General features: G+C 41.4%; 20 protein-coding genes. 16 read left to right on the top strand and 4 right to left on the bottom strand.

From position 1 onward, the window contains the following. Positions 1-91: 91 nt before the first annotated feature. From LZD48_RS11005 to LZD48_RS10950, 12 genes are all read left to right on the top strand, one after another. On the top strand, positions 92-847 hold the full coding sequence (locus LZD48_RS11005; RefSeq protein ID WP_235762798.1) for a GTP cyclohydrolase II: 756 nt from the start codon (positions 92-94) through the stop codon (positions 845-847). Further along, the gene (ribD, locus tag LZD48_RS11000) at positions 840-1,934 is read left to right on the top strand and encodes a bifunctional diaminohydroxyphosphoribosylaminopyrimidine deaminase/5-amino-6-(5-phosphoribosylamino)uracil reductase RibD (RefSeq protein ID WP_235762797.1); all 1,095 of its coding nucleotides are present in this window, start codon (positions 840-842) and stop codon (positions 1,932-1,934) included. The genes LZD48_RS11005 and ribD overlap by 8 nt, the downstream gene beginning before the upstream one ends. A gap of 11 nt (positions 1,935-1,945) precedes the next feature. After that, positions 1,946-2,515 carry a 5' nucleotidase, NT5C type gene (locus tag LZD48_RS10995; RefSeq protein WP_235762796.1) on the top strand — a complete coding sequence of 190 codons (570 nt, stop codon included), beginning with the start codon at positions 1,946-1,948 and terminating at the stop codon, positions 2,513-2,515. 127 nt (positions 2,516-2,642) lie between these two features. Then, positions 2,643-3,941, top strand: coding sequence for a globin-coupled sensor protein (locus tag LZD48_RS10990; protein WP_235762795.1), 1,299 nt, complete (start codon positions 2,643-2,645; stop codon positions 3,939-3,941). A gap of 361 nt (positions 3,942-4,302) precedes the next feature. Continuing rightward, complete coding sequence (locus LZD48_RS10985; RefSeq protein ID WP_235762794.1) at positions 4,303-4,572, top strand: DUF485 domain-containing protein; 270 nt, start codon at positions 4,303-4,305, stop codon at positions 4,570-4,572. 4 nt (positions 4,573-4,576) lie between these two features. Further along, positions 4,577-6,121 carry a solute symporter family protein gene (locus LZD48_RS10980; protein ID WP_235762793.1) on the top strand — a complete coding sequence of 515 codons (1,545 nt, stop codon included), beginning with the start codon at positions 4,577-4,579 and terminating at the stop codon, positions 6,119-6,121. After that, positions 6,118-7,881 (top strand): LytS/YhcK type 5TM receptor domain-containing protein, encoded by a 1,764-nt coding sequence (locus LZD48_RS10975; RefSeq protein ID WP_235762792.1) that lies wholly within the window; start codon positions 6,118-6,120, stop codon positions 7,879-7,881. The genes LZD48_RS10980 and LZD48_RS10975 overlap by 4 nt, the downstream gene beginning before the upstream one ends. Then, complete coding sequence (locus tag LZD48_RS10970) at positions 7,878-8,621, top strand: LytR/AlgR family response regulator transcription factor (protein WP_235762791.1); 744 nt, start codon at positions 7,878-7,880, stop codon at positions 8,619-8,621. Before LZD48_RS10975 ends, LZD48_RS10970 begins: the two co-directional genes overlap by 4 nt. Positions 8,622-8,752: 131 nt before the next feature. Further along, positions 8,753-9,103 carry a DUF485 domain-containing protein gene (locus LZD48_RS10965; RefSeq protein ID WP_235762790.1) on the top strand — a complete coding sequence of 117 codons (351 nt, stop codon included), beginning with the start codon at positions 8,753-8,755 and terminating at the stop codon, positions 9,101-9,103. After that, the gene (locus LZD48_RS10960) at positions 9,103-10,638 is read left to right on the top strand and encodes a solute symporter family protein (RefSeq protein ID WP_235762854.1); all 1,536 of its coding nucleotides are present in this window, start codon (positions 9,103-9,105) and stop codon (positions 10,636-10,638) included. The genes LZD48_RS10965 and LZD48_RS10960 overlap by 1 nt, the downstream gene beginning before the upstream one ends. Positions 10,639-11,304: 666 nt before the next feature. Further along, positions 11,305-13,020, top strand: coding sequence for a sulfate adenylyltransferase (locus LZD48_RS10955; protein ID WP_235762789.1), 1,716 nt, complete (start codon positions 11,305-11,307; stop codon positions 13,018-13,020). Between the two features lie 703 nt (positions 13,021-13,723). Beyond that, a complete protein-coding gene (locus tag LZD48_RS10950) occupies positions 13,724-15,088 on the top strand; it encodes an MATE family efflux transporter (RefSeq protein WP_235762788.1) in 1,365 nt (454 codons plus the stop codon). Between the two features lie 26 nt (positions 15,089-15,114). Here the strand turns inward: LZD48_RS10950 and LZD48_RS10945 are convergent, their stop codons facing one another. From LZD48_RS10945 to LZD48_RS10935, 3 genes are all read right to left on the bottom strand, one after another. Next, positions 15,115-15,690, bottom strand: a complete 576-nt coding sequence (locus LZD48_RS10945) for a hypothetical protein (RefSeq protein ID WP_235762787.1) — start codon at positions 15,688-15,690, stop codon at positions 15,115-15,117. 392 nt (positions 15,691-16,082) lie between these two features. Beyond that, on the bottom strand, positions 16,083-16,976 hold the full coding sequence (locus tag LZD48_RS10940) for a fructose bisphosphate aldolase (RefSeq protein WP_235762786.1): 894 nt from the start codon (positions 16,974-16,976) through the stop codon (positions 16,083-16,085). 91 nt (positions 16,977-17,067) lie between these two features. Beyond that, positions 17,068-17,460, bottom strand: a complete 393-nt coding sequence (locus LZD48_RS10935; RefSeq protein ID WP_235762785.1) for an SLAP domain-containing protein — start codon at positions 17,458-17,460, stop codon at positions 17,068-17,070. Positions 17,461-17,810: 350 nt separating this feature from the next. Between LZD48_RS10935 and LZD48_RS10930 the strand changes: the two genes are divergently transcribed. The 4 genes from LZD48_RS10930 to LZD48_RS10915 all read left to right on the top strand — a co-directional run bounded on the left by LZD48_RS10930 (position 17,811) and on the right by LZD48_RS10915 (position 21,349). Further along, entirely contained in the window at positions 17,811-18,092 is a 282-nt protein-coding gene (locus LZD48_RS10930) for a GNAT family N-acetyltransferase (RefSeq protein WP_235762784.1), read from the top strand. Between the two features lie 428 nt (positions 18,093-18,520). Continuing rightward, positions 18,521-18,706: a hypothetical protein gene (locus LZD48_RS10925; protein WP_235762783.1), complete on the top strand. Its 186-nt coding sequence runs from the start codon at positions 18,521-18,523 to the stop codon at positions 18,704-18,706. Between the two features lie 12 nt (positions 18,707-18,718). Beyond that, positions 18,719-20,599: an ABC-F family ATP-binding cassette domain-containing protein gene (locus LZD48_RS10920; protein ID WP_235762782.1), complete on the top strand. Its 1,881-nt coding sequence runs from the start codon at positions 18,719-18,721 to the stop codon at positions 20,597-20,599. Between the two features lie 81 nt (positions 20,600-20,680). Beyond that, positions 20,681-21,349 (top strand): hypothetical protein, encoded by a 669-nt coding sequence (locus tag LZD48_RS10915; RefSeq protein WP_235762781.1) that lies wholly within the window; start codon positions 20,681-20,683, stop codon positions 21,347-21,349. 68 nt (positions 21,350-21,417) lie between these two features. Here LZD48_RS10915 and LZD48_RS10910 read toward each other — a convergent pair whose 3' ends face one another. After that, the gene (locus tag LZD48_RS10910; RefSeq protein WP_310739809.1) at positions 21,418-22,425 is read right to left on the bottom strand and encodes an LLM class flavin-dependent oxidoreductase; all 1,008 of its coding nucleotides are present in this window, start codon (positions 22,423-22,425) and stop codon (positions 21,418-21,420) included. Between the last annotated feature and the right edge of the window lie 226 nt (positions 22,426-22,651).

The raw sequence follows: 22,651 nt of genomic DNA, 5'->3' as shown, positions 1-22,651 counted from the left end.
GTGATAAAAGAATCGATTTCCGAGAAAGATAAATTGAAGCTCGATAATTATTTCACTATACTAAGATAAGTAGTGAAAGGAGAAAAGAAATATGGCAGATGTTAAATCAGAATCCAAAGCCTTTGCGCTTTTAAAAGATAAAATACAATTAATTAAAAAGCAAGATCAGGCCATCTATTTGGTCGGACCAATCCAGCTCCCGGTTAATTTATACGGGGAAACAGTCGTCTTTCGGTGGTACTCCTGGTTGAATTACGATGAAGTTACGGAGGATTATGAGAAAATCATTGATCATCTGGCGTCTGCAAATCTTGCGGAACAACAGCAATCGAGTGTCCTTGTTTACGGTGACTTTAAAGAAGCAGACGATGCATTAATTCGCTTGCATTCCATTTGTCATACGGGCGATATTTTTGGAAGTAAACGTTGCGACTGTGGTTTCCAATTAAAAGAATCCATGAAGCGGATTAAGGAGCATGGCGCAGGTGCGCTATTCTACCTGGCAAATCACGAAGGACGGGGAATTGGTTTATTCAGTAAAGCAATGGCATATGTCCTTCAGGAAAATGGTTTTGATACGGTCGAAGCGAATGAAAGTCTAGGCTTCGATAATGATCTGCGTAATTATGATGACGCGATTACCGTGCTGAAGAGCTTACGTACAAAGCCGGTCACCTTAATTACGAATAACCCAGAGAAATTAGAAGCATTACGGAATTCTGGGATGCATGTTGCAGGCAGGACACCGTTGTGGGGAGACGTATCGGAATACAATCAGAAATATTTAGAAACGAAAATTGCAAAATCCGGTCATATGAGAGCGGAGGGAACTTGCCCCAATGACTAATCATGAATTTTATATGGACCTTGCTCTCTCGAACGCTCGGGCTATGAAAGGTCAGACCGATCCAAATCCGCTTGTTGGATCAGTCATTGTGAATAACAACCGGATCGTCGGAGTCGGCACCCATTTGAAAGCGGGAGAACCGCATGCAGAGGTTCATGCATTACGAATGGCAGGAGATCTCGCGCGTGGTGGTACGATTTACATCACGCTTGAGCCATGCTCCCACCATGGCAGAACTGGTCCTTGTGCTGAAGCAATTGTAGAAGCTGGGATTAAAAAAGCGGTCATTGCGACACTTGACCCGAACCCCGTAGTATCTGGAAGTGGCGTAAAAATCTTGGAGAATGCCGGCGTTGAAGTGGTTACGGGAGTTCTTGAGGAAAAGGCTCGAAAAATGAATGAAGTGTTCAATAAATTTATTGTGGAAAAAAAGCCATTTCTAACATTGAAAGCAGGAATTACGCTGGACGGTAAAGTCGCCACACACATGCTTGACAGTAAATGGATTACTTCAGAGGAAGCAAGACATGATGTTCACCACCTCCGTAATGAGAACATGGGCATCCTGGCAGGAATCAATACGGTGCTAGAAGATAACCCAGCGCTTACAACGCGAATTCCGAATGGAAGAAATCCCGTTCGGATCGTGCTTGACTCCACTTTAAAAATCCCGCTTGATTATCAGCTCGTAACGGATCAAAAAGCAGCGACATGGATATTTACGAGTCTTGCACATGACGAAACAAAGAAAAAGGAATTGGAAAAAGCGGGTGTGCGTATTTTTGTGACAAACGGTAAGCGTACTGTCAATCCGCATGAAGTCATAGAACGATTAGGGGAAGAAGGAATATCTTCTGTGATGATTGAAGGTGGCGGGAATATTCATGCTTCGTTTCTTGAACATAAATTAATTGATAAAGTGGTTCTTTATATTGCTCCTAAGCTTGTGGGTGGGACAAATGCTCCAACTTTTTTGGAAGGAACTGGGGTCGATTTGATGAAAGATGCGGTTGAACTAACCAATACAGCATTTATTCCAGTTGGCAGAGATTTGAAATATATTGGTTATCCAATATATAAAGATTGAGGGGTTACGAGATGAAATTTGGTTTCGATATAGATGATACGTTAATTAATTTACGAGAACATGCCTTTCGTATTTATACAAAGCGGCTGAAACAGGATTTATCATTAGACATTTTTAAAGGAATTAAACGGGTGGAAATTCATGAGCCATTCGGACTGACCGATGTGGAAGGGAAAGAAATGTGGAATCGTTCTTTAGAAGAAATCTATTATACCGATTGCCCAGCTTTTCCCGGAGCGAAAGAGGTTTTAGTTGAATTGGCCGAAGAGGGACACGAAATTTACTATATAACCGCAAGACCGAAAGAACACGGTATCCGGACGCGGAAATGGATGAAAGAAAAAGGATTTCCTGTTGCTGATGAACGCTTTTTCTATGGGATGCAAGATGAGGAAAAAATAAAAATAATTGAAGAGCTTGAATTGGATTATTATGTGGATGATAAACCGGCTGTCTTGAATACACTACTCCACACACCAACCGGGTTAATTGTCAAAGATCAATCCTATAATCAAGAACTGGAAATAGAGCGACTCACTGATTGGCGAGATTTTAAAACGATGATAAAAATGGGCACATGAATGGATATCCATTCATGTGTTTTTTTATTATGTTAAGATAAACAGAGTGATAATACCTAAATTGTGTTGGAATCTATGTCTGCTTATAGTAGGATAGTTACATAGATGAGTTTGGGGGAGAGACAGCATGTTTATGCTACGAAGAAAAGAAAAGACAAGAGAGCTGATTTTTAATGGGGAAATTCATGACGTTAGCTTAAAAGCAGAGCCGAATAGTGCAATGGATCATCAAATTAAGATGATAGGACTTACAACAGATGATTTACAAATACTACATGCTTTGCAACCATATGTAATGGAAAAAATTGTGCCGATTATTGACCAATTTTATTCGAACCTGGAAAAAGAAGCATCTTTAATTCATATTATTAATCATTATAGCTCGATCGAACGGTTGAAGCAGACGCTAAGACGTCATATTGTTGAAATGTTTACGGGTGAAATAGATGCGGAATATGTTAAAAAACGTCATATCGTTGCCCATGTCCATGTCAAAATTGGTTTAGAGGCGAAATGGTATTTGGCAGCCTTCCAAGATATTTTGAATTCGTTGATTGATATTATTGATGAGCAAGTGCCGGACCGGAAAGAATCAATTCTCGCCTTTCGGGCAGTCAGTAAAATTATCAATTTGGAAGAACAGTTGGTACTTGAAGCATATGAAGAAGAGATGGCGCGAGTGAAGCAGACAATAGCTGAAGCAAAACAGAACATCCGCTTGGAAATTGAAAATACGTCCGAAACACTAGCAGCAATTTCCCAGCAAACGAATGCAACGATGGAAGAATTAATTGCCCAATCCGACGATATTGTAGTTTTAGTGAAACAGGGCTCTAGCTTATCCGAATCAGCAAAAAATAAGGCAGCGTCAGGTAAACAACAGTTAAGTCAGCTTACGAATAAAATGAACCGTATTACTGCATCGGTTGAAGCGATTCGGTCAGATGCAGAAGAATTGGAAAAAGTGATGCAGCAAATGCAGGATATAATCAATCTCGTATCCGGTGTGGCCGAACAAACGAACCTGCTTTCCCTTAATGCAAGCATTGAAGCAGCAAGAGCCGGTGAATCAGGGCGAGGATTTGCGATTGTGGCGGAAGAAGTTCGTAAGTTATCCGATCAGACGAAAGGCGCAGTTGTTAATGTCGCTTCATTAATTAAAAATACGACCGAACAAGTAAGTAATTTAACGAATACCTTGGACCAGATACGTGAAGATGTACAAACGGGTAACCGTTATTCTAATGATACGGAAACACATTTTGAAGAAATCGTCTTAACGATGAATGATACCGATACACAAAACAATAAAATGGCAGATGAGATCCAGCAGTTTAGTGAGAGTCTCGGTCTGCTGGGAGAGTCGTTCGAGGAAGTTGCAGTTTCAGCAGATTCATTAAATTCACTGACAACAAAATTAGATTAGAGGAAAAGTTAGTCTGGCATAAAAAAATGCCAGGCTTATTTGTTTCTGTTAACTCCACTTAATGAATTTCATAATACGTATTTAATGCTTCACCATCACCATATGTAGTTGAGTTGGTTCGTTCCCAACTACATATGGTGATGGAAAAGCCGACTACGGTAATTATAAAATTCATTCCACTATATAAAGTTTCATTTTATCCCCTACCTTCCCCTTTTTGGTTTCCCTCATGTTTAGAGGTGGAGATCTTACAAACCATTAATACATCATAAACTTTCCTCTTTACAAGTTATGCTTCTTCATATATATTCATAATTAAAGAAATTTACAGTTTTTTACTAAGGGAGAGGGGGGAGTGGGCATGGAGAAAGGATATGAAAAAATATGGCGTGAGAAGCGTCGCTTTATATTGACGGCGGTTTCTTTTGCCTTTCTATTCTACTTTTTACTTCCTGTATCACTTATCTATTTCCCTGAGACGATGAATCGGCAAAGTTTTATTCCGGGAGTGACATGGGCTTGGGCATATGCATTTCTGCAGATTATCATGATTTGGCTGCTTGGCTGGTTGTATCATTTAAAAGCAAAAAAACTGGATAAGCTGACAGAGCAAATGATACAGGAGGAGTGACTTAGTGAATCTCACCTACTTCTTATTTTTTATTTGTATTGTCGTTTGTACACTGATCATTACATACTGGGCAGCAAAGCGAAGTGTAACAACGAACATATTTTATACAGCGGACGGAAGTTTAACCGGTTTTCAAAATGGGCTTGCGATTGCCGGAGATTTTATTAGTGCAGCTTCATTCCTTGGAATTGTTGGAACAATCGCTTTCAATGGATATGACGGATTTTTATATTCAATTGGTTTTTTAGTATCTTATTTGGTTGTGCTGTTCTTGATTGCAGAGCCTGTACATCGACTTGGGAAATATTCGCTTGGCGATGTCATTTGTTCGCGTTTTCCAGGTAGCTCAATGCGGCTTATGCTGGCGATTGGCGCCTTTACGATTTCGATTCTTTATATGATACCACAGCTTGTTGCATCGGGGTTCCTGTTACGGTTATTGCTTAATATTGATTATTCGATTTCTGTACTTGTAATCGGGAGTTTGATGACGATTTACGTTATGTTCGGCGGGATGATTGCAACATCTTGGGTGCAAATTGTGAAGACGATTGTCCTCATGTCAGGTACATTTTTGTTATCGCTCATCGTCCTATCCAATTATAATTGGAACATACCTGCGATTATTACGGATGTACAAGCACACTCTCCGCTTGGGGAATATTTTTTTCATCCGGGGCATTTATTCGATCATACAATTGAATTAATTTCCTTGCAACTTGCGCTGATTCTAGGTACTGCAGGACTTCCGCATATATTAATCCGATTGTTCACTGTGAAAAATACATTCGAAGTGCGGCGTTCTCTCCTTAGCGCTACTTGGATCATCGGCACGTTTTATTTGATGACGCTGATTCTTGGACTTGGAACAATCGCTTTAATAGGCTATGAGACATTGGTAGCGACTGATTCTACGGGGAATTTGGCAGCTCCATTGCTCGCACAAGCAGTCGGCGGTGATTTTCTCTTGGCGTTCATCTCCGCGGTTGCTTTTACGACAATTGTTGCTGTTGTTGCAGGTCTTGTCATTTCGGCAACGACTGCTTTTTCCCATGATATATATCATATGGTGTGGAAAAAGGGGAAATCAACAGAAAAAGAGCAGCTCTACGCAGCGCGCTGGACGGCTCTCGCAATCGGGTTACTTTCGACTATATTTGCATTACGGCTGGAAACGATGAATGTGACCTTTCTTGTATCGATGACGTTTATCGTTGCAGCGTCAAGTATTTTCCCTGTGCTGTTGTTTACGATTTATTGGAAAAAGTTCAACCGAACAGGAGTCATTGCGGGAATGTTAAGCGGCTTGATCGTATCACTCGTTCTGCTCGTGCTGGGACCTCATGTGATGCATCCAGAGCATGGCTTAATCGGAAGGGAAGCGATTATTCCATTATATAATCCTGGTATTATTGCCATTCCGCTTGGATTTCTAGGAGCTTTCCTCGGTGCACTGGCATCGGGGAATCAATCGGAAAATGAAGGGGATTATCCTGCGTTTTTCAGAAAAGCACAGTCGGCTACTCGTTCAAGGAGTGATGCTTCATGAAAGATTTAACAATCATTCTCTTTGAACGGATTGGGCTTCTTCTCGTCATTGCATTTGTATTAACGAGAACACCGGGATTTAAGCGGCTGCTTGACCGGAATTTTAACATTGGAATGACGATGGTGCATGCGATTGTATTCGGCATTTTTGCGATTGCAAGCACAATCACGGGAATTGTCATTGATCAGACTCACGTGCTGCATGTCGATTTTATTATTTTCCCTGTGGAGGATCACCAGCTGATTGTTAGTACAAGCCTTGTAGCCGTCGTTATTGCAGGTTTATTAGGTGGTCCTGTAGTGGGACTTGGTGCGGGTCTGATTGCAGGTGTCCATTTAATATTCCTTGGTGGGATTGGCGGGCTTGCGAATGGATTTGTGAATCCGCTGACAGGGTTATTGGCTGGGTTAACAGCAAGATTCTTCTCTAATGAGCGAGTTATTTCTCCGTTAAAAGCATTGTTTATCGGAGTTTTCCCACCAGTTTTACAAATGCAGCTGCTACTCATTTTTTATACGGATGCATATGATATTGTACGGGTGGTAGACTGGGTGGGGCTGCCGCTTGTTTTGTCAAATAGTGTGGCAATCGCGATTTTTACTGCGATGATTGGGATTGTGCTTAAGGAACAGGAAAATGAAGCAGCACTTGCAACGAAACAGGGATTAACGATTGCGGAAGAAGCGATTCCCTATTTGAAGCAGGATGGAAGTGAAGGGATGGCCCAGGGAATAGCGGACTTACTCTATGACCGGCTGGATCTTGCTGCTGTCTCCGTAACGAATCACCATGAAGTTCTTGCGCATAAGGGTATCGGCAATCATCATCAGACAGAGAAAAGGATTCGTTCCAAGCTCGCGAAGGAAGCTATTGCGACAAAGACGATGAAGGTAACGTACACGAAAGACGAATTGGAATGCCCTGAAGCGAATTGTCCGTTACAAGCAGCAATTATGATTCCGATATCTAAAAGAGATGATGAAGCTGGCTTAATTATTTTTTACTTTAGAAAACCACAGCATATTTCCCCTGTGGAAATTACGATGGCTGAAGGACTTGGTCAATTCATTACGAACCAACTGACGATGTTGCATGCTGAGAAGTTGAAAATGCATATGAGAGATACAGAGCTCAGGAATTTACAAGCGCAGATCAATCCACATTTTCTATTTAATACGCTACAGCTTATTGCTACCCTATTTCGTGAAGATGCAGAAAAAGCGCGACATCTTACCTTAAAGCTTGCGGGATTTATGCGCTTTAATTTGCGTCTCGTACAGAAATCACTTGTTGAATTGGAAAAGGAATGTGAGCATGTCGAAGCATATACCGCGATTATTCAAGCGAGATTTGCCGACCGGCTGACCATTCATTTTGAACGGCCGGAGGATCTTTCGGATATTTACATCCCGCCATCGACGATTCAGCCGCTTGTGGAAAATTGTGTCAATCATGGTCTGCATCATAAAGCAAAGCATGGAAGAATTGATATTGTCGTTACAGTTGAAGCGAGTACGGTGTTTATTCTCGTACGTGATAATGGCGATGGCTTTGCTGAGCATATACTAAAAGATGCCGGTCATAAACCATTGAGCAAAGATAAAAGTGGAGGGATTGGTATTTATAATGTGAATCAGCGGTTGATTAGCCTGCTTGGTGAGTCAGCGAAGTTAACCATTCAAAATTTACCTGCTGGAGGGAGTGAAGTGTATTTCCAAATACCGCGGTTGAATCAAATGGAAAGGAAGGCGATCCCATGATAATACGGGCGATGATTGCAGAAGATGAAGCGATGGCAAGAAAAGAGCTGATGTATTTGCTGCAGCATGAGGATGATATTATTATGTCTCCCCACGCAGAAACAGGAGAAGAATTAATCGAGCAATATCAGCTTCATCAACCAGATGTTATTTTTCTTGATGTAGAAATGCCCGGAATGTCTGGAGTCGAAGCAGCCAAATATATTACGAAAGACGAAGTGAAACAGCCGTTATTCATCTTTACGACCGCCTATGATGAATATGCAATGGATGCATTTGATATAGAGGCAATTGACTATTTATTGAAGCCTTATGAAGAATCCCATTTCAAACGGGCACTAAAACGATTGCGAAAAGCATTGCATTCAAAGGAGTTGGATAAATCAGCATCTGAGCCTAAAGTTATGACGGATAAGCTGCTCATCGATGATGGAGAGCGGATGGTCGTACTATCGCCTGAATCGATTTATTATGCCGTACCACATAAGAAACAGATTGAAATCCATACGTTGGATAAAGTCATTAAGAGTAAATTGACATTAAGGGAATTAGAGACCAAGTTGAATGATGAATCATTTTTCCGGACCCACCGGAGTTATCTTGTCAATCTGAACCATATTTTAGAGATTACACCATGGTTTAACGGCACGAGTAATGTCACCTTAAAAGACAGAAAACAGACGAAAATACCGGTCAGTCGCTCAGCAAGTAAGATTTTAATCAAAAAATTCAAAATATAACTAGTTGTCTGTGTATACGAACCATTCACACCGAAATATCTACCATTTGCGAAAAACTTACAACAAAAGTAAAAAAACTATCTATACTCTTGGTAAGCGTTTTCAAAATTAAGGTAGAGAGGATGTTTTTAATGAGCACACAACCGGTTACTGTTACGCGCAAACAAAAAGAACCAATCGATTTTGTTAAAGTGGAGGAAAGTCGGCAGTTTAAAAACTTCATGCATGCGAAAAAGAAATTTATTGTTCCAATGACGATTTTCTTTCTGGTATTTTACTTTACGCTTCCGATTCTGACGTCATATACAACATTCCTAAATACATCATTTTTTGGTGATATATCTTGGGTTTGGGTATTTGCACTTTCTCAATTTATAATGACTTGGGTGCTAAGTACAATTTACGTAAAAAGAGCCAACCGCTTCGATGAAATGGCCGAAGAAATAGTGAAGGACCAATTGGACGAAGGAGGTAATCGTTGATGGATGCCACCGTCGTTATCCTATTCCTCGCTATTGTCATCTTAACACTTTTCATTACTTACTATGCTGCAAAACGTACGAAAAGCACTGGGGATTTCTATACAGCCGGAGGGGGATTGACTGGTTGGCAAAATGGATTGGCAATTGCAGGGGATTATCTTTCTGCAGCTTCATTCCTGGGAATAGCAGGGATGATAGCCCTCAATGGATTTGATGGATTTTTCTACAGTATCGGTTTTCTCATTGCCTATTTAGTTGTCCTGTTTCTCGTCGCAGAACCGCTGCGGAACCTTGGTAAATATACGATTGCCGATATGATCAATGCCAGGTTCGATGCAAAGAAGATTAGAGGTGCAGCAGCACTAAGTACGATAACGATTGTATTATTTTATATGATTGCCCAGCTTGTCGGTGCAGGTGCATTAATCCAGCTGCTGTTTGGGATTGATTACTGGATTGCGGTTCTTATTGTTGGTGTGATGATGACGATTTACGTACTTTTTGGCGGAATGATTGCAACGAGCTGGGTTCAAATTACGAAAGCTGTCCTCTTAATGGCAGGGATGTTTATTATTTCTTTCTTAGTATTATACCATTTCAATTTCAATATTTCGTCCATGTTCACGGCTGTAAAGACGGCGACATCCCATGGTGCAGATTATCTAAAACCGGGAGTTCTTTATACCGATCCATTAAGCACGATATCATTAATGGTCGCACTTGTCTTAGGAACTGCAGGCTTACCGCATATCCTCATGCGATTTTTCACGGTGAAAGACGCTAAAACAGCGAGAAGCTCTGTCATTACGGCGACCTGGACAATTGGTCTTTTTTATATTTTAACTTTATTCCTAGGTTTTGGAGCGGCTGCATTTGTCGGGCAAGATTCGATTCTTGCAGCGAACCCGGGTGGTAATATGGCAGCGCCACTTCTTGCACAAGCCATTGGGGGGAATATTCTATTTGCATTTATTAGTGCCGTTGCCTTTGCAACAATTTTAGCTGTTGTGGCAGGGCTGGTTCTGTCCGGGGCGTCTGCTTTTGCCCATGACGTTTATGGAGAGATTATTAAAAAAGGAAAAGTGACGGACCGGGAGCAAATGCTCGCAGCTCGTTATGCTTCTTTAGCAGTATCCGTCCTATCCATTGCGCTTGCATTAGGTGCACAATATTTAAACGTTGCGTTTCTTGTGTCCTTAGCGTTCTGCATTGCAGCAAGCGCCAACTTGCCGGTTATTTTATACACGGTATATTGGAAGCGTTTTAATACGGCTGGTGCTGTATCCGCATTATTGACCGGTTTATTCTCTGCTCTCATCCTCGTTTCGATGAGTCCGAGTGTATTCTCACCAGTAGAGGGAGCGGCATTATTTGTTGGGGAACCGATATTCCCTATCGATAACCCAGCAATTGTCAGTGTTCCACTAGGTTTTCTTGCTGGTATTATAGGTACCTTGCTATCAAAAGAATATAATGCAGTCCGTTATGCTGAAGTAAAGGTTAAAGCAAATACAGGATACCGGGATGCAAACTAAAGAAGGGAATGTATGATCATATATTCTTAACTAAACATTCACAGCCTGAACGAACCAACTACCCTTTCGCAAAACCAGCAGCTGATTGCTTTCATACAGCATAAGTATTTTGCACGTTCTCATGGTTCGCTCTTTAATCGCCGTTCAGTTTCCCGGTGGACGGATGCGCATCCTTAGGCACTGCTAGAGCTCCTCGGGCTGAGCACTAAGGGGTCTCCAGACTCGTGCTGTTCCCGCAGGAGTCACCGTCCACCGGGCAACTGAACTGGTAGAGATGATTATTTTAAATAGAAATTATTCCGCTACGATAAGGATAATACCTTTCCAGCACATCAAACGATGATCCCAATATGGCCTTTCCTGGTAGCAGTCCAGACACCTCGAGACTCCTGCGGGAGGATAGGCTTGGTGAGCCCCTTAATGCTCAACCTGAGGAGGCTCACCAGCCGCTCAGCAGGTGCGAGAGGTGTCTGGACTGCGGACCTCCAGAAGTGAGTTTCGGACACTTACGCTGTATGAAAGCGATCGGCTGTTTGGTTCATGTTTAGGGGGCGCTTTATTCAGCAGGAATGTTTGATTGGGTTGATTTGCTATAGCTTTGGCTTTTCAACTGTGCTAGTTAAATTCATAAGTTATAACGATAGAGATAAATAAGGAGGAAGACTGATGAGTCAAAAGGTGATCGATCAAACAAAGATGACAACTTACCCGCAACAACCACACGGCGGTGAGTTAGTTAATCAAGTGTTAATAGGAGAAGCACTTGAGGAAGCAATTGAAAGGGCAAAGTATTTACCAACGATTGTTGTGGATCTCGAAGCCGTCATTACCTTAGAAATGATTGCAACTGGTGTACTTTCACCAAACAAGGGGTTTATGAGCGAAGGAGACTATAAATCTGTACTTACGGAAGGGAGATTAAAGAGCGGGGTTGTCTGGCCGGTTCCACTAAGTTTCGCACCGATTGGGGATAAAAATAAAGAAATTATCAAATCCTTGAATATTGGCGATGAAATAGCACTGGCAGATCATACAAAAGAAGCAGTAGCAATCCTTAAAATTGAAGACATCTTTGATTATGACCGGGAATTCCGCGCGCTGCATCTATTTGATACGACGGACAGGAGCCACCCGGGGGTAGATGCGATTTACCGGAGGATGGGGGATACGGCACTTGGTGGGCCGATTCAATTATTGCGCCGTGTACATTGGGGACCGTTTGAAGGAATCAGGATGGAACCGAAAGATACATGGAAACTCTTTTACGAAGAGAAAAAATTTACGACAGTAGGAGGTTTTATTACAGGAGCTAATCCTTTGCACCGAGGACATGAGTATATCCACCGAAATGCATTGGAGGAGCTGGATGGATTATTTGTCCAGCCGCTTGTCGAAATGGCGAAACGGGAATACACCCGTCATGAGTTCCGGATGCTTGCTTACCGTAGTGTGCTTGAAACCTATTATCCGAAAGAAAGAACAATCCTTGCACCGCTGCGGGTAACTTATATTTTTGCAGGGCCCCGCGAGGCTGTGCTCCATGCCTTAATTATGAAAAACTATGGCTGTACGCATGCATTAATTGGCAGGGACCATGCTGGAATTGGGGATTTCTATGATAAGTATGCAGCTCATACGATTTTTGATACGTTTAAACCAGAGGAATTAGGGATCGATATCCGGCTTTTTCAGGAAGTGTTTTACTGTACGCGCTGTGATAGCGCGGCAACAGAACATACTTGTCCGCATGAAGGGAAATATCGGATTAATATTTCCGGCACAGGAATTCGTGAACTTTTACGCTATGGGGTTTTGCCACCAAAAGAAATCGTTCGTCCGGAATCGGCTCGGATTGCGATGCAAGGAATTCAGCCAAAGGGGATGGATGAGAACCAGATGGCGATTAATCCAGTCGGTAAGACGATTAAAAGTATCTTCCCGTTTTATTTAAAACATGAGCGGCTCGGTGGTGCGGAGCGCGCCCAAGCGTTGGAGGCGCAGCGACTAACAATAGAAGATTTAGTGGGGGTCATTCGAGATGTACGAGAGAACGCTGACCGAGTGTACCGGGATATTTATAATGAATTTACCTATGTGACGGATATGAATCGTTCGGTGCAGGATGACTGGGTGACGGAAGCACGCGAGGCCATTCACAGACATCAGGAAATGGTCGTTCGGAACTTAGAGGAGAAGGTGGATCAGGCAACAGAAAGTGCATCAGATGAGTTCATGTATCAAGATAAACAGGAAGCGGCGAAAGAACTCGAAGTTGCCCAGAAGATGTTCGATGATTTATCCACTCCGATAGGGAAAGATCAGTTGGATTATCGCACATGGAATTCACTGCCGTATGCGCGCTATCGAGGAAGTGATGAATAAGTAATATATGGATTGTTCATGCATAGATGTAAACAGGACTTCTATAAATAGGAGTCCTGTTTTATCGTTATCATTAGAATTAATTGCTGCGTCTAAACGTGCTAATGCAAGTTGTTAGTTGACGTTGGAATGCGTGTGATAATGATAAGGAGAAGATATAATGTCAAAGATTAAACCAGTTTCCGATTTAAGAAACCATACAGAAGTTCGGAATGAAGTGAAAGAAAACAATCCAGTGTGTTGAACCCGAAATGGTCGAGGAGAGTATGCAATTTTAAAATCAGTTGATCTAGATAAGCTTAAAGCAACGGTGAAGTGATTAGCTAGTTTAGAAGTGGGAGAAAATCAGGTAGGAAAGAAGGATGGCTCACGGCAGAAGATGTTAAAGCTAAATTAGGATTATAATGTCAAAAGTTAATTATACATTACATGCATAAAGAGACCAGCAACAGCTGGGAAAATATTTATTGAAAAATCATTGAAATAATTAATTCACCTATGATATAATATTCTAATGGAAAATAATCAAATACAAACCCTTACGCTAGAGAGATTTTAGTGACATAACACCGATGCCAATGGCTGCCTGCGAGAGTTCGTGTATTTAATTACGGATTTTCGGGCGGTCTTTTTTACTGGTAAGAAATTATGATAGGTTGTTGGAATTTTTAAAAATTAATAGGTGAAGGAGGAACGATTTCAATTGAATATAGAAAAAAATAAATATCAAGAACAGTCGCTGTTTAATATTACATGGCCACTTTTTATTGAAATCTCTCTTCATATGAGCGTGGGGATTCTTGCAACATTTATATTAAGTAGCTACTCCGATCAGGCTGTTGCTGGTGTAGGTGTAGCGAACCAGATTATTAACATTTTTATTATTCTTTTTAATGTGACGGCTGTCGGAGCGACGATTCTAATCGGACAAAATCTTGGCGCGAACGAGATAAAAACCGCGCGGGATTACGCCAGGTCAGCGTTCGGGCTGAATTTCTGGGTCGGTATCGTGATGACGATTATTGTAATCGCATTTGGCGGTATATTTTTAAGTCTTTACGGGTTGAGTGGTGCGGTATATGATTATGCGTATTCATTTCTCGCAATTACAGGACTTTCTCTCTGTATTGAAGCTGTCGCTCTGGCGCTTAGTGCTGTATTGAGAAGTCACGGTTATACAAGGGAAACGATGTTTGTTACGGTAATTATGAATATAATTAGTATCGCTGGATTCTTTATTGCAATCCATGGGTTGTTCGGCCTTCCGGTGACAGGGGTTGTCGGAGTTTCCGTTTCTATTATTGTTGCTCGGATATTCCTTGTCCTAGCATTACTTGTATTCGTGTATAAACGACTCGCGATTAAATTCGGCCTCCAAGACATCATTAAAATTGATAAGAAAAACATTAAGAATCTGATGGGGATTGGAGTACCATCTGCTGGAGAGCAGCTATCTTATCAGTTCTCGCAGGTGGTGATTACGGGATTCGTAGCGCTCATTGGAGATGCGGCACTTGCTGCACGAGTTTATATTTTAAATATATCGATGTTTTGTTTCATGTTTACAATGGCGATTTCCCAAGGGACCCAACTCTTAGTGGCACGCTATATTGGAGCAGGGATGTATGAGCGAACATTGAAGCGGGGGTTGAAAACATTGCGGATTGCCGTCTCTGTTTCGCTTGCCATTTCACTGATTATCGCATTAACCGGAAAAGGTCTGCTTGGTCTGTTTACAAGTGATCCGGTAATTATTGCAGTTGCAATTCCAGTCCTTTGGGCGATTGTGTTTATCGAGCCGGGTCGTGCTGTGAATATGGTCTTGATGGGGTCCTTGAAATCAGTCGGGGACGTTCGTTTCCCTGTTGTAATTGGTGTCATCTCCATGTGGGGCCTTGCCGTTGTCCTAAGTTATGTCTTCGGTATTCATTTCGGCCTTGGATTACTCGGTGTGTGGCTTGCGCAAGGTGTCGACGAGTGGTTCCGTGGCATTTTTGCCTACCGTCGCTGGAAATCCCAGCCATGGTTAAGGAAAAAGTTAGTTAAAACAGAAGCAGAGACAATATGAAAAAGAGGGGAGCTGACCCCTCTTTTTTAGATTTTAATCGGTGCTCTTTTTATCAATGTTCGAATAAGGATTAGTGGAATGAGCATGACAACCACAAGTAGTATATAAGCAATATTACTTGGAACTGCATCAAAGAAGGCATAGGTTTCAAACAGCGGCAAGTCCATTTCGATACGCTGCATGGAGTCTTTTGCAGTAATAAGGACGATGCCGATGGCGATAACTAAAATCCCGCCGATCACCCCAAGCCGATAAAATGCTGCACCAATCAACGAGCCGATCAAATAAAATGCAAAGATATTTAAACTAAACACTGCAAGGGACAGCAATATATTCGTCTCCACATCAACATAAGGCGTAATTAAAATACTTTGCAACAAATCGCCAATGAAATTGCCATCTGCAGCGGATTTGATATTAAAATTCGGTTCTTTAAAATTACCTAAAATCAATTTCTCAAAAATTGTGAGTACATAAGCAAAGACTGGAATTAATATGGATAGACAGAGACTTGCGATTGTATTCCCATAAAAATAATTTTTCCGTGTTACTCCCATCTCTACAAAATACGGCATAAATGAAATGACAACAATCCCGATCACAAGTATATATACATTGCTCGCAACGAAGGCATGATTGTAAATGTAAACTTTTCAGCAATGTCTTTACATTATCGGTCTCTCCGCTATTATCTTTACTGTACAGGAAAGCAACTTGCTGCATGATTTCCGCATTTTCAAATGGAGCTTCTCCATTGATGAGCATTTTGCCTGAGGATGGTTCCCACATCCCTCCTTTGATCGTTCTGGTAATGTGGTTATATACTTATGTGTATAACCGTATCAGTTGTTGGTTATCACATCAATAGGTTAATGAATTTCATAATTAACAAAAACGGCTCCTTCGCCACAGCATGTAGTTAAGAAAGCTTCTACGCAACTACATGTTGTGGCGAAGGAGCGGTAAATCCTTATTATGAAATTCATTAAATGTTTTAATTTTTATTTACAGAAGCATCATAAATGGTTTCCACTGCTTCGTCTAAAGCTTGGTTAAAGCTTTCGTCGGTTTGATTGACATTGAGATTCTGCGTGAGCGCCCTTGAGAAGCTCGCAATGACACCATCATTTTCTTTCAGTTTCTCATTTGCTTCAACCAGTGGGTAACCTCCCGATAAAGCAACAATCCGAATGACGCGTGGGTGGGCAACGACTTCTTTGTAAAGGTTGGCTACGGTAGGAATCGACAGCTTCAGCATAACATCCTGTCCATCAGCTAATTCATTTAGTTGTTTTAATATTTCTTCCTTCAAAATCTCTTCTGATTGGGATTTGTCTTCACTGAAAATATCTACCTCAGGTTCAATGATTGGAACTAAACCGGCAGCAAGTATTTCTTTCCCAATATCGAATTGCTGCTCGACAATTTTTTGAATACCTTCGGGCTTTGCCTGTTTGATGACAGAGCGCATCTTCGTACCGAAAATATTCCGTTCATTTGCTCGTTTCAGCAACTCATCCAGGTCAGTGATCGGTTTCATGAGCTGGACGCCATCTGACTTCTCAGCAAGCCCTTTGTCAACTTTCAGAAACGGGACAATCCCTTTATCTTCTGCTAAATAGTCTGCGGTGAATTTCCCTTCGATACGACGATCCATCGTCTGTTCAAATAATATTGCGCCAAGAATACGTTCAGAGTTAAAGGCTGGTGAAGTTATAATCCGGGTACGCATATCATGAACGAGATCGAACATCTTGTCTTCGTTACCGTATGCATCTTCTGCTATACCATAATTTTTCAGGGCTTTCGGTGTACTTCCACCACTTTGGTCAAGTGCTGCAATGAAACCTTTTCCATTTCGAATTCTTTCTAAATGTTTTTCCTGCATGCATTCCACTCCTCTTTCCTTTGTATTAAGCGCTAGAATATTTAGCTTTTACCTATTGTATCATTAATAATTGCAAAATTTCACCCATTTACTAATTTTTCTTTTTTTTACTAACTTGGAGTCTGCCATTTTCAAAGGAAGGAGACTTTTGCCAAGTCACCTTAGGGAAAATAAACGTCCAAGGTATGCTCGTCTTCTGTCGTATATTCAGCTGTGGAAATGAAAAATCAAGTTCGGCGATTAATTCATCCGCCTCTGTATAGGAAGCATGGACATCCGTCAAGGGAAAATCAGCATTTGAAAAATTATGGATGAGCACCATAACAAGTAAATCTTCGTTATGATTAACTGCTTGTCTAATCGGTACCGTTACAAGATCTTGCTCGTTTTTATCAACTGTTTCCTGAAATAGAGATATAATATTTGCACGGTCAATCGGGGCAATCGTCTTATCCCAGGCTGCTTCAAAAGCGAGTTGTTGCATCTTATATCGCCTCCTATACTTAAACGTAACAAAAATGACGGGAGAGGGAAACTGATAAGTATGCATTGTCAATAAAAATTAAAGCTGTTACGATAACGTTCAACTAACATTCAGCGGGAAGGTAAGGAAACGCACAGGAAGTCCACAGACCGGAGAAAATAGAAACTGTTATTCTTCCATTCCGAGAGAGCTTAGTCATGTTCTAGTTCTTTACTGCTAATTCTAAAATAAGTATATTAGCGTATTATGAAGCTGATGTAAATCTTATATGAATATTTTTTTGATGTTTTCACAAAAAGTAATAATTATGAGTTATAATAGAAAGGAACTTATGTTTAGGAGGATTTAAGATGACAACGACCATTAAGAAAGCTGGAAATAAATTTTACGTAGGCGAAGATGTAAAATCACCGCTTGCTGAGATAACATATGTAGAATCAAGTAGATCATTAGTAGTCATCGATCATACTTATGTCTCGGATGAGTTAAGAGGTCAAGGGATTGCTGGAAAATTATTGGAGCAAGTCGTTTTATACGCTCGCGAGCATCAGAAGAAAATTAAGCCTCTTTGTGTATTTGCCAAGAAACGAATGGAAGAAACTGTCGAATATCATGATGTCCTTGCCAGGTAAATAAAAGGCATTTTTATAATATAAAACGAGGCGAGCGCTGAAGCTTGCCTTTTGTGTGTGTAACTGTAATACATTAGATTACAGATCTACTTTATTTACTGGAACAGCCACGGCCAGCTTCAGCGCCCAGCGACTAGCAGATCTTTTGGTGGAGCGAGCAGTGCCCAGTCCCAAACTCACACTCTTCCAATCGATAAAGAAGACTTAGCCGTTTGATCTTTGTGAGGCTTAGTCGCCCTTATACCCTTGTGGTGAAAGTCAACATCAACTTACTATCGTCGCCTGAGTTTCCTTTATCTCCTTGCAGAGTGCTCCAGTTTGTACGTCGCTATCCGGGCGCTTCCGCTTTTGTGCGTGTGTTTAAATGGAAATATTCGTGTTTGTGAGATAAACTTAGTAGGAGAAGAGTAATGAACGGAGGGTGAAGCATGAATAAGCTTTTAGTTGCCCAGTTAGGTATGATTGCGGTCGTTTGGCTAGGAATGTTTTTCTTCTATAATGACATGACAGATACAAGCAGGTACATTTTTTATGGGGTAACTTCATGGTTGCTGTTTTTAATTGTAATGGTCGTCAAAAGTCTATTGAAAGTAAGGAAAGAAAAAACCGAATAGGAAGGATTTTTTATGCTAACAGCTGAACAATTATATAAATCGTATGGAGATAAAATCCTTTTTGACTCCATCGATTTTACCATTTCCCCGTCTGAAAGGATTGGATTGATTGGTGTAAATGGTACAGGGAAATCTACACTTCTTCGTACGATTGCCGGACTTGCATCCTTGGAAAAAGGAACGATCGCTCAAGCGAAAGATTATGAAATAGAATATTTAGCACAGGAGCCAGAACTGGATCCGCAACTTACCGTAATCGAGCAGATTTATTACGGCGATTCTGCGCTGATGAAGTTGCTTCGAGCTTATGAGCATGCATTATTAGAACTTCAGATGGAACCTGAAAACGAAAAACTGCAAGAAACATTATTGAACTTGCAGCGTCAAATGGATGATCAAGATGCCTGGGAAGCGAATACCGGGGCGAAAACGATTTTAACGAAATTAGGGATTACCGCGTTTGAAAAAAGAACAGGAGAACTATCCGGTGGTCAAAAGAAACGGATTGCATTAGCAAAAGCACTAATCCAACCAGCGGATTTATTGATTCTTGATGAGCCGACAAACCATCTTGATCATGTAACAGTGGAATGGCTGGAAAAGTACTTGCAAACGTATCCGGGAGCGCTTTTGCTCGTAACCCATGACCGTTACTTTTTAAATCGGGTGACGAATCGAATTTTTGAATTAGATAATGGAAATCTTTATTCGTATGAAGGAAACTATGAATTTTTCCTTGAGAAGAAAGCGGAACGTGAAGAATTGGAACGGGAAAGTGAAGCAAAACATCATAATCTCCTCCGCCGGGAACTTGCGTGGCTAAAGCGCGGTGCAAGAGCCCGTTCGACAAAGCAAAAAGCGAGAATAGGGCGAGTGGAAGAATTGCAAGAGAAGAAGTTCGACACGAAGAATCAGGAAATAGAAGTACAGGTTGGCTCTCACCGGCTTGGTAAAAAAGTATTGGAGCTTGAAAATATTTCAAAATCTTTCGTTGATAAACAAGTTCTTGAAGACTTCAGTGAGCTGATTATACGTGGAGACCGCATCGGTATTATCGGACCGAATGGTTCTGGAAAAACAAGCTTGCTCAATATTATGGCTGGGCGCCTTGCACCCGACACTGGTAGTGTGGAAGTAGGCGAAACGGTAAAAATCGGTTACTATACACAAGGTGATGAAGAACTGGACGGCGAGCAGCATGTCATTGATTATATAAAAGAAACAGCTGAAGTCGTTCATACTGTCGATGGAGACGTCATTACAGCTGAGCAGATGTGTGAGCGATTCCTTTTTTCCCGCAGTGAGCAATATACGTATATCCGGAGACTTTCGGGAGGGGAGAAGCGTCGTCTATATTTATTGAAAATCCTCATGGAAGAGCCGAACGTCCTTTTCCTGGATGAGCCGACGAATGATTTGGATACACAAACATTAGGTGTGTTAGAAGAGTATCTCCATCATTTCCCTGGTGTTGTCGTTACGGTTTCCCATGATCGGTATTTCCTTGACCGAGTGGCGGAACGGTTAATTATATTTACCGAAACAGGGGAAATCGAGCGGTATCTTGGCACATACAGCGAATACTTGGAAAAAAACCGTATGAAAGAATCAGAAGAAAAGCTGCCAAAACGAGAAAAGCCAATCGTGAAGGAAAAAAAGCAAAAGAAATTGACGTATCTGGAACAAAAAGAATGGGAAACGATTGAAGATGATATAATGGCTCTAGAGGAACGAGTTTCCGAGTTGGAACAAGGGGTTGCTGATGCTGGCAGTGATGCTGGAGAAGTGCAGCGTCTGTTCAAGGAACAAGAAGAAGTACAAGAAGAACTTGACCTTAAAATGGAACGCTGGGAAGAATTGTCTTTAATCGTTGAAGCTTCCGGGAATCAGTAGATATCAGGTTTAGAAAGTTTTATTGTGGTGAATCATGAACAAGTAGAGACGTTTTTGTTTAACGAAATCAGGAGGTAGTATATGAAGTTATATCAGGTTCGTAAGGGACAATTTGTTTTTTATGAAAATGAGTTGCATAAAGTATACTCAGTTAAGCCAATGTTCAGGCAATCGGTACACTTATATCGACTGAAAGATATGAAGCAGATACTTACACGGGCAGCAGACATTGAGCTATATCGACCAAAACATAATGATACTTTTATTTTCTACGGACAACGCTATACGATTGATCAATATAAAAAACCGGAAACAGGGGATTATATTTTAATTACCAAGCCTGCCCCAGACTTATTTGATCATTATTCGCTAAACGAAATTGAAAAGGTAGAAAAAATTGACGAAAATAACGTGAGGACAACAAGAGACAACGCAGTGAAACATCATGAATACGTTATGCTCGTCCCTGGTCAAAGTGAAGCAAGTCAGGAGATTGCCTACTACGATAAGGAGCTTGTACCGGAAGAGCAACGTTTAAAAGATGAATCGATTTCTTATTTGGCGGAGAAAGACGTAACATTACAACCGTATGTTGGTGATATTTATCTTGATAAACGGAACAACACGAAGGCAATGGTTGTTGCGGTGACGGATTCGGAAGTGACTTTTGGTCATGGAATCCACGTTCATATTGCAGAACTACTTGATGAAGATAGCTTCGAACTTATTTATCGCTATAGTACGGATTAAAACAAATTGATGGAACGAATAAAAGGCTGTTATTAAGAGTCTTTTATTCGTTCCATTTTTTGGAAATATCACAAATACGCCTCTGCTAGTAATTCGATGGCTTTTTTCCGGAGCGTAATATGTGGAAGCAGTGGTACGATTAGCACTTCATCAGCTTGCAAGCGGTCGGTCAGGCTGTTTAATTGTTCGGTAACCTGCATCACACTCCCGGTAATCATCCGTTCACGATTTGCCTGGATGCTTTCCCTTTCTTCGGCAGAATAGTTGTAGTTCCTAGCGGTTTCCACCGATGGGAACTTTTTAAACTGACTGAACTGATCATTCCCAAGCAACCATAAATCCAGCGCTTCCCGGTATTCATTTGCTAATCCTTCCGTTTCCGCTGTGATGACAAAAGAGGCAAGCGAAACTTTCGGTTCCTGCATGAATCGGGAGGCTGTGAATTCCCGTCGGTATGTTTCGACAGCCTTTACGCCAATATCAAATCTGTCCATACCGCCAAGGAAATAGCCGTACGTATAGCCGACACCAAGCTTAGCTGCAATCTTCGCTGTACGAATGCTCATGGATAAAAGCCATATTTCGGGAACGGTGGGAATAACCGGATTTGCGGAGAGTCCGTCAAAACGGTGTTCCTCGCTTACACCATCAGTTAAATACGCTGCGATGTCTGTAATGCTCGATCCATAGTCAAGCTTTTCCCCTTTATGTTCATTCATTGCCCGATTGACAAGCGCTGTTCCTACCGTATTGCCGATACCTAAATCAATACGATTAGGGTGAAACGCCTCAAGCAACCGGAAATTTTCGGCGACCTTTAATGGGCTATAGTGGGGTAGCATTACTCCGCCAGACCCAAGTCGGATCCGCTTTGTTGCATTTGCCAACTGCATCATGATCATTTCCGGTGAACTGCTTGCAAACGCAGGAACATTATGATGTTCTGCCATCCAAAAACGGCTGTAACCTAATTTTTCTGCGAACTGAGCAAGCTCTACTGTCTGCTCTAGAGCATCTTTCGCGTTACTACCTTCATCAATTTGTGCGTAATCTAATATCCCTAATTTAACCAACATCATCCTTCTTTCCAGGTCATCATTTGTTTATTCCTGTTTTACCTAGGATAGCCACGTCCGCTCTGCGCCCAGCAACTATCAAACTTCACACTCCTCCACTCGATAAAGAAGACTTAGCCGTTTGGTCTTTGTGAGGCTTAGTCGCACTTATACCCTTGCGGTGAAAAATCAACATCAACTCACTATCGTCGCCTGAGTTTCCTTTATCTCAAAAAGAAGAATGGAA

It is taken from the genome of Oceanobacillus alkalisoli (genome assembly GCF_021556485.1).
GTDB classification, from domain to species: Bacteria; Bacillota; Bacilli; order Bacillales; family Amphibacillaceae; genus Oceanobacillus; species Oceanobacillus alkalisoli.
The sequence above is the reverse complement of the archived record's forward strand: the minus strand, read 5'-3'. Positions and strand labels throughout refer to the sequence as shown.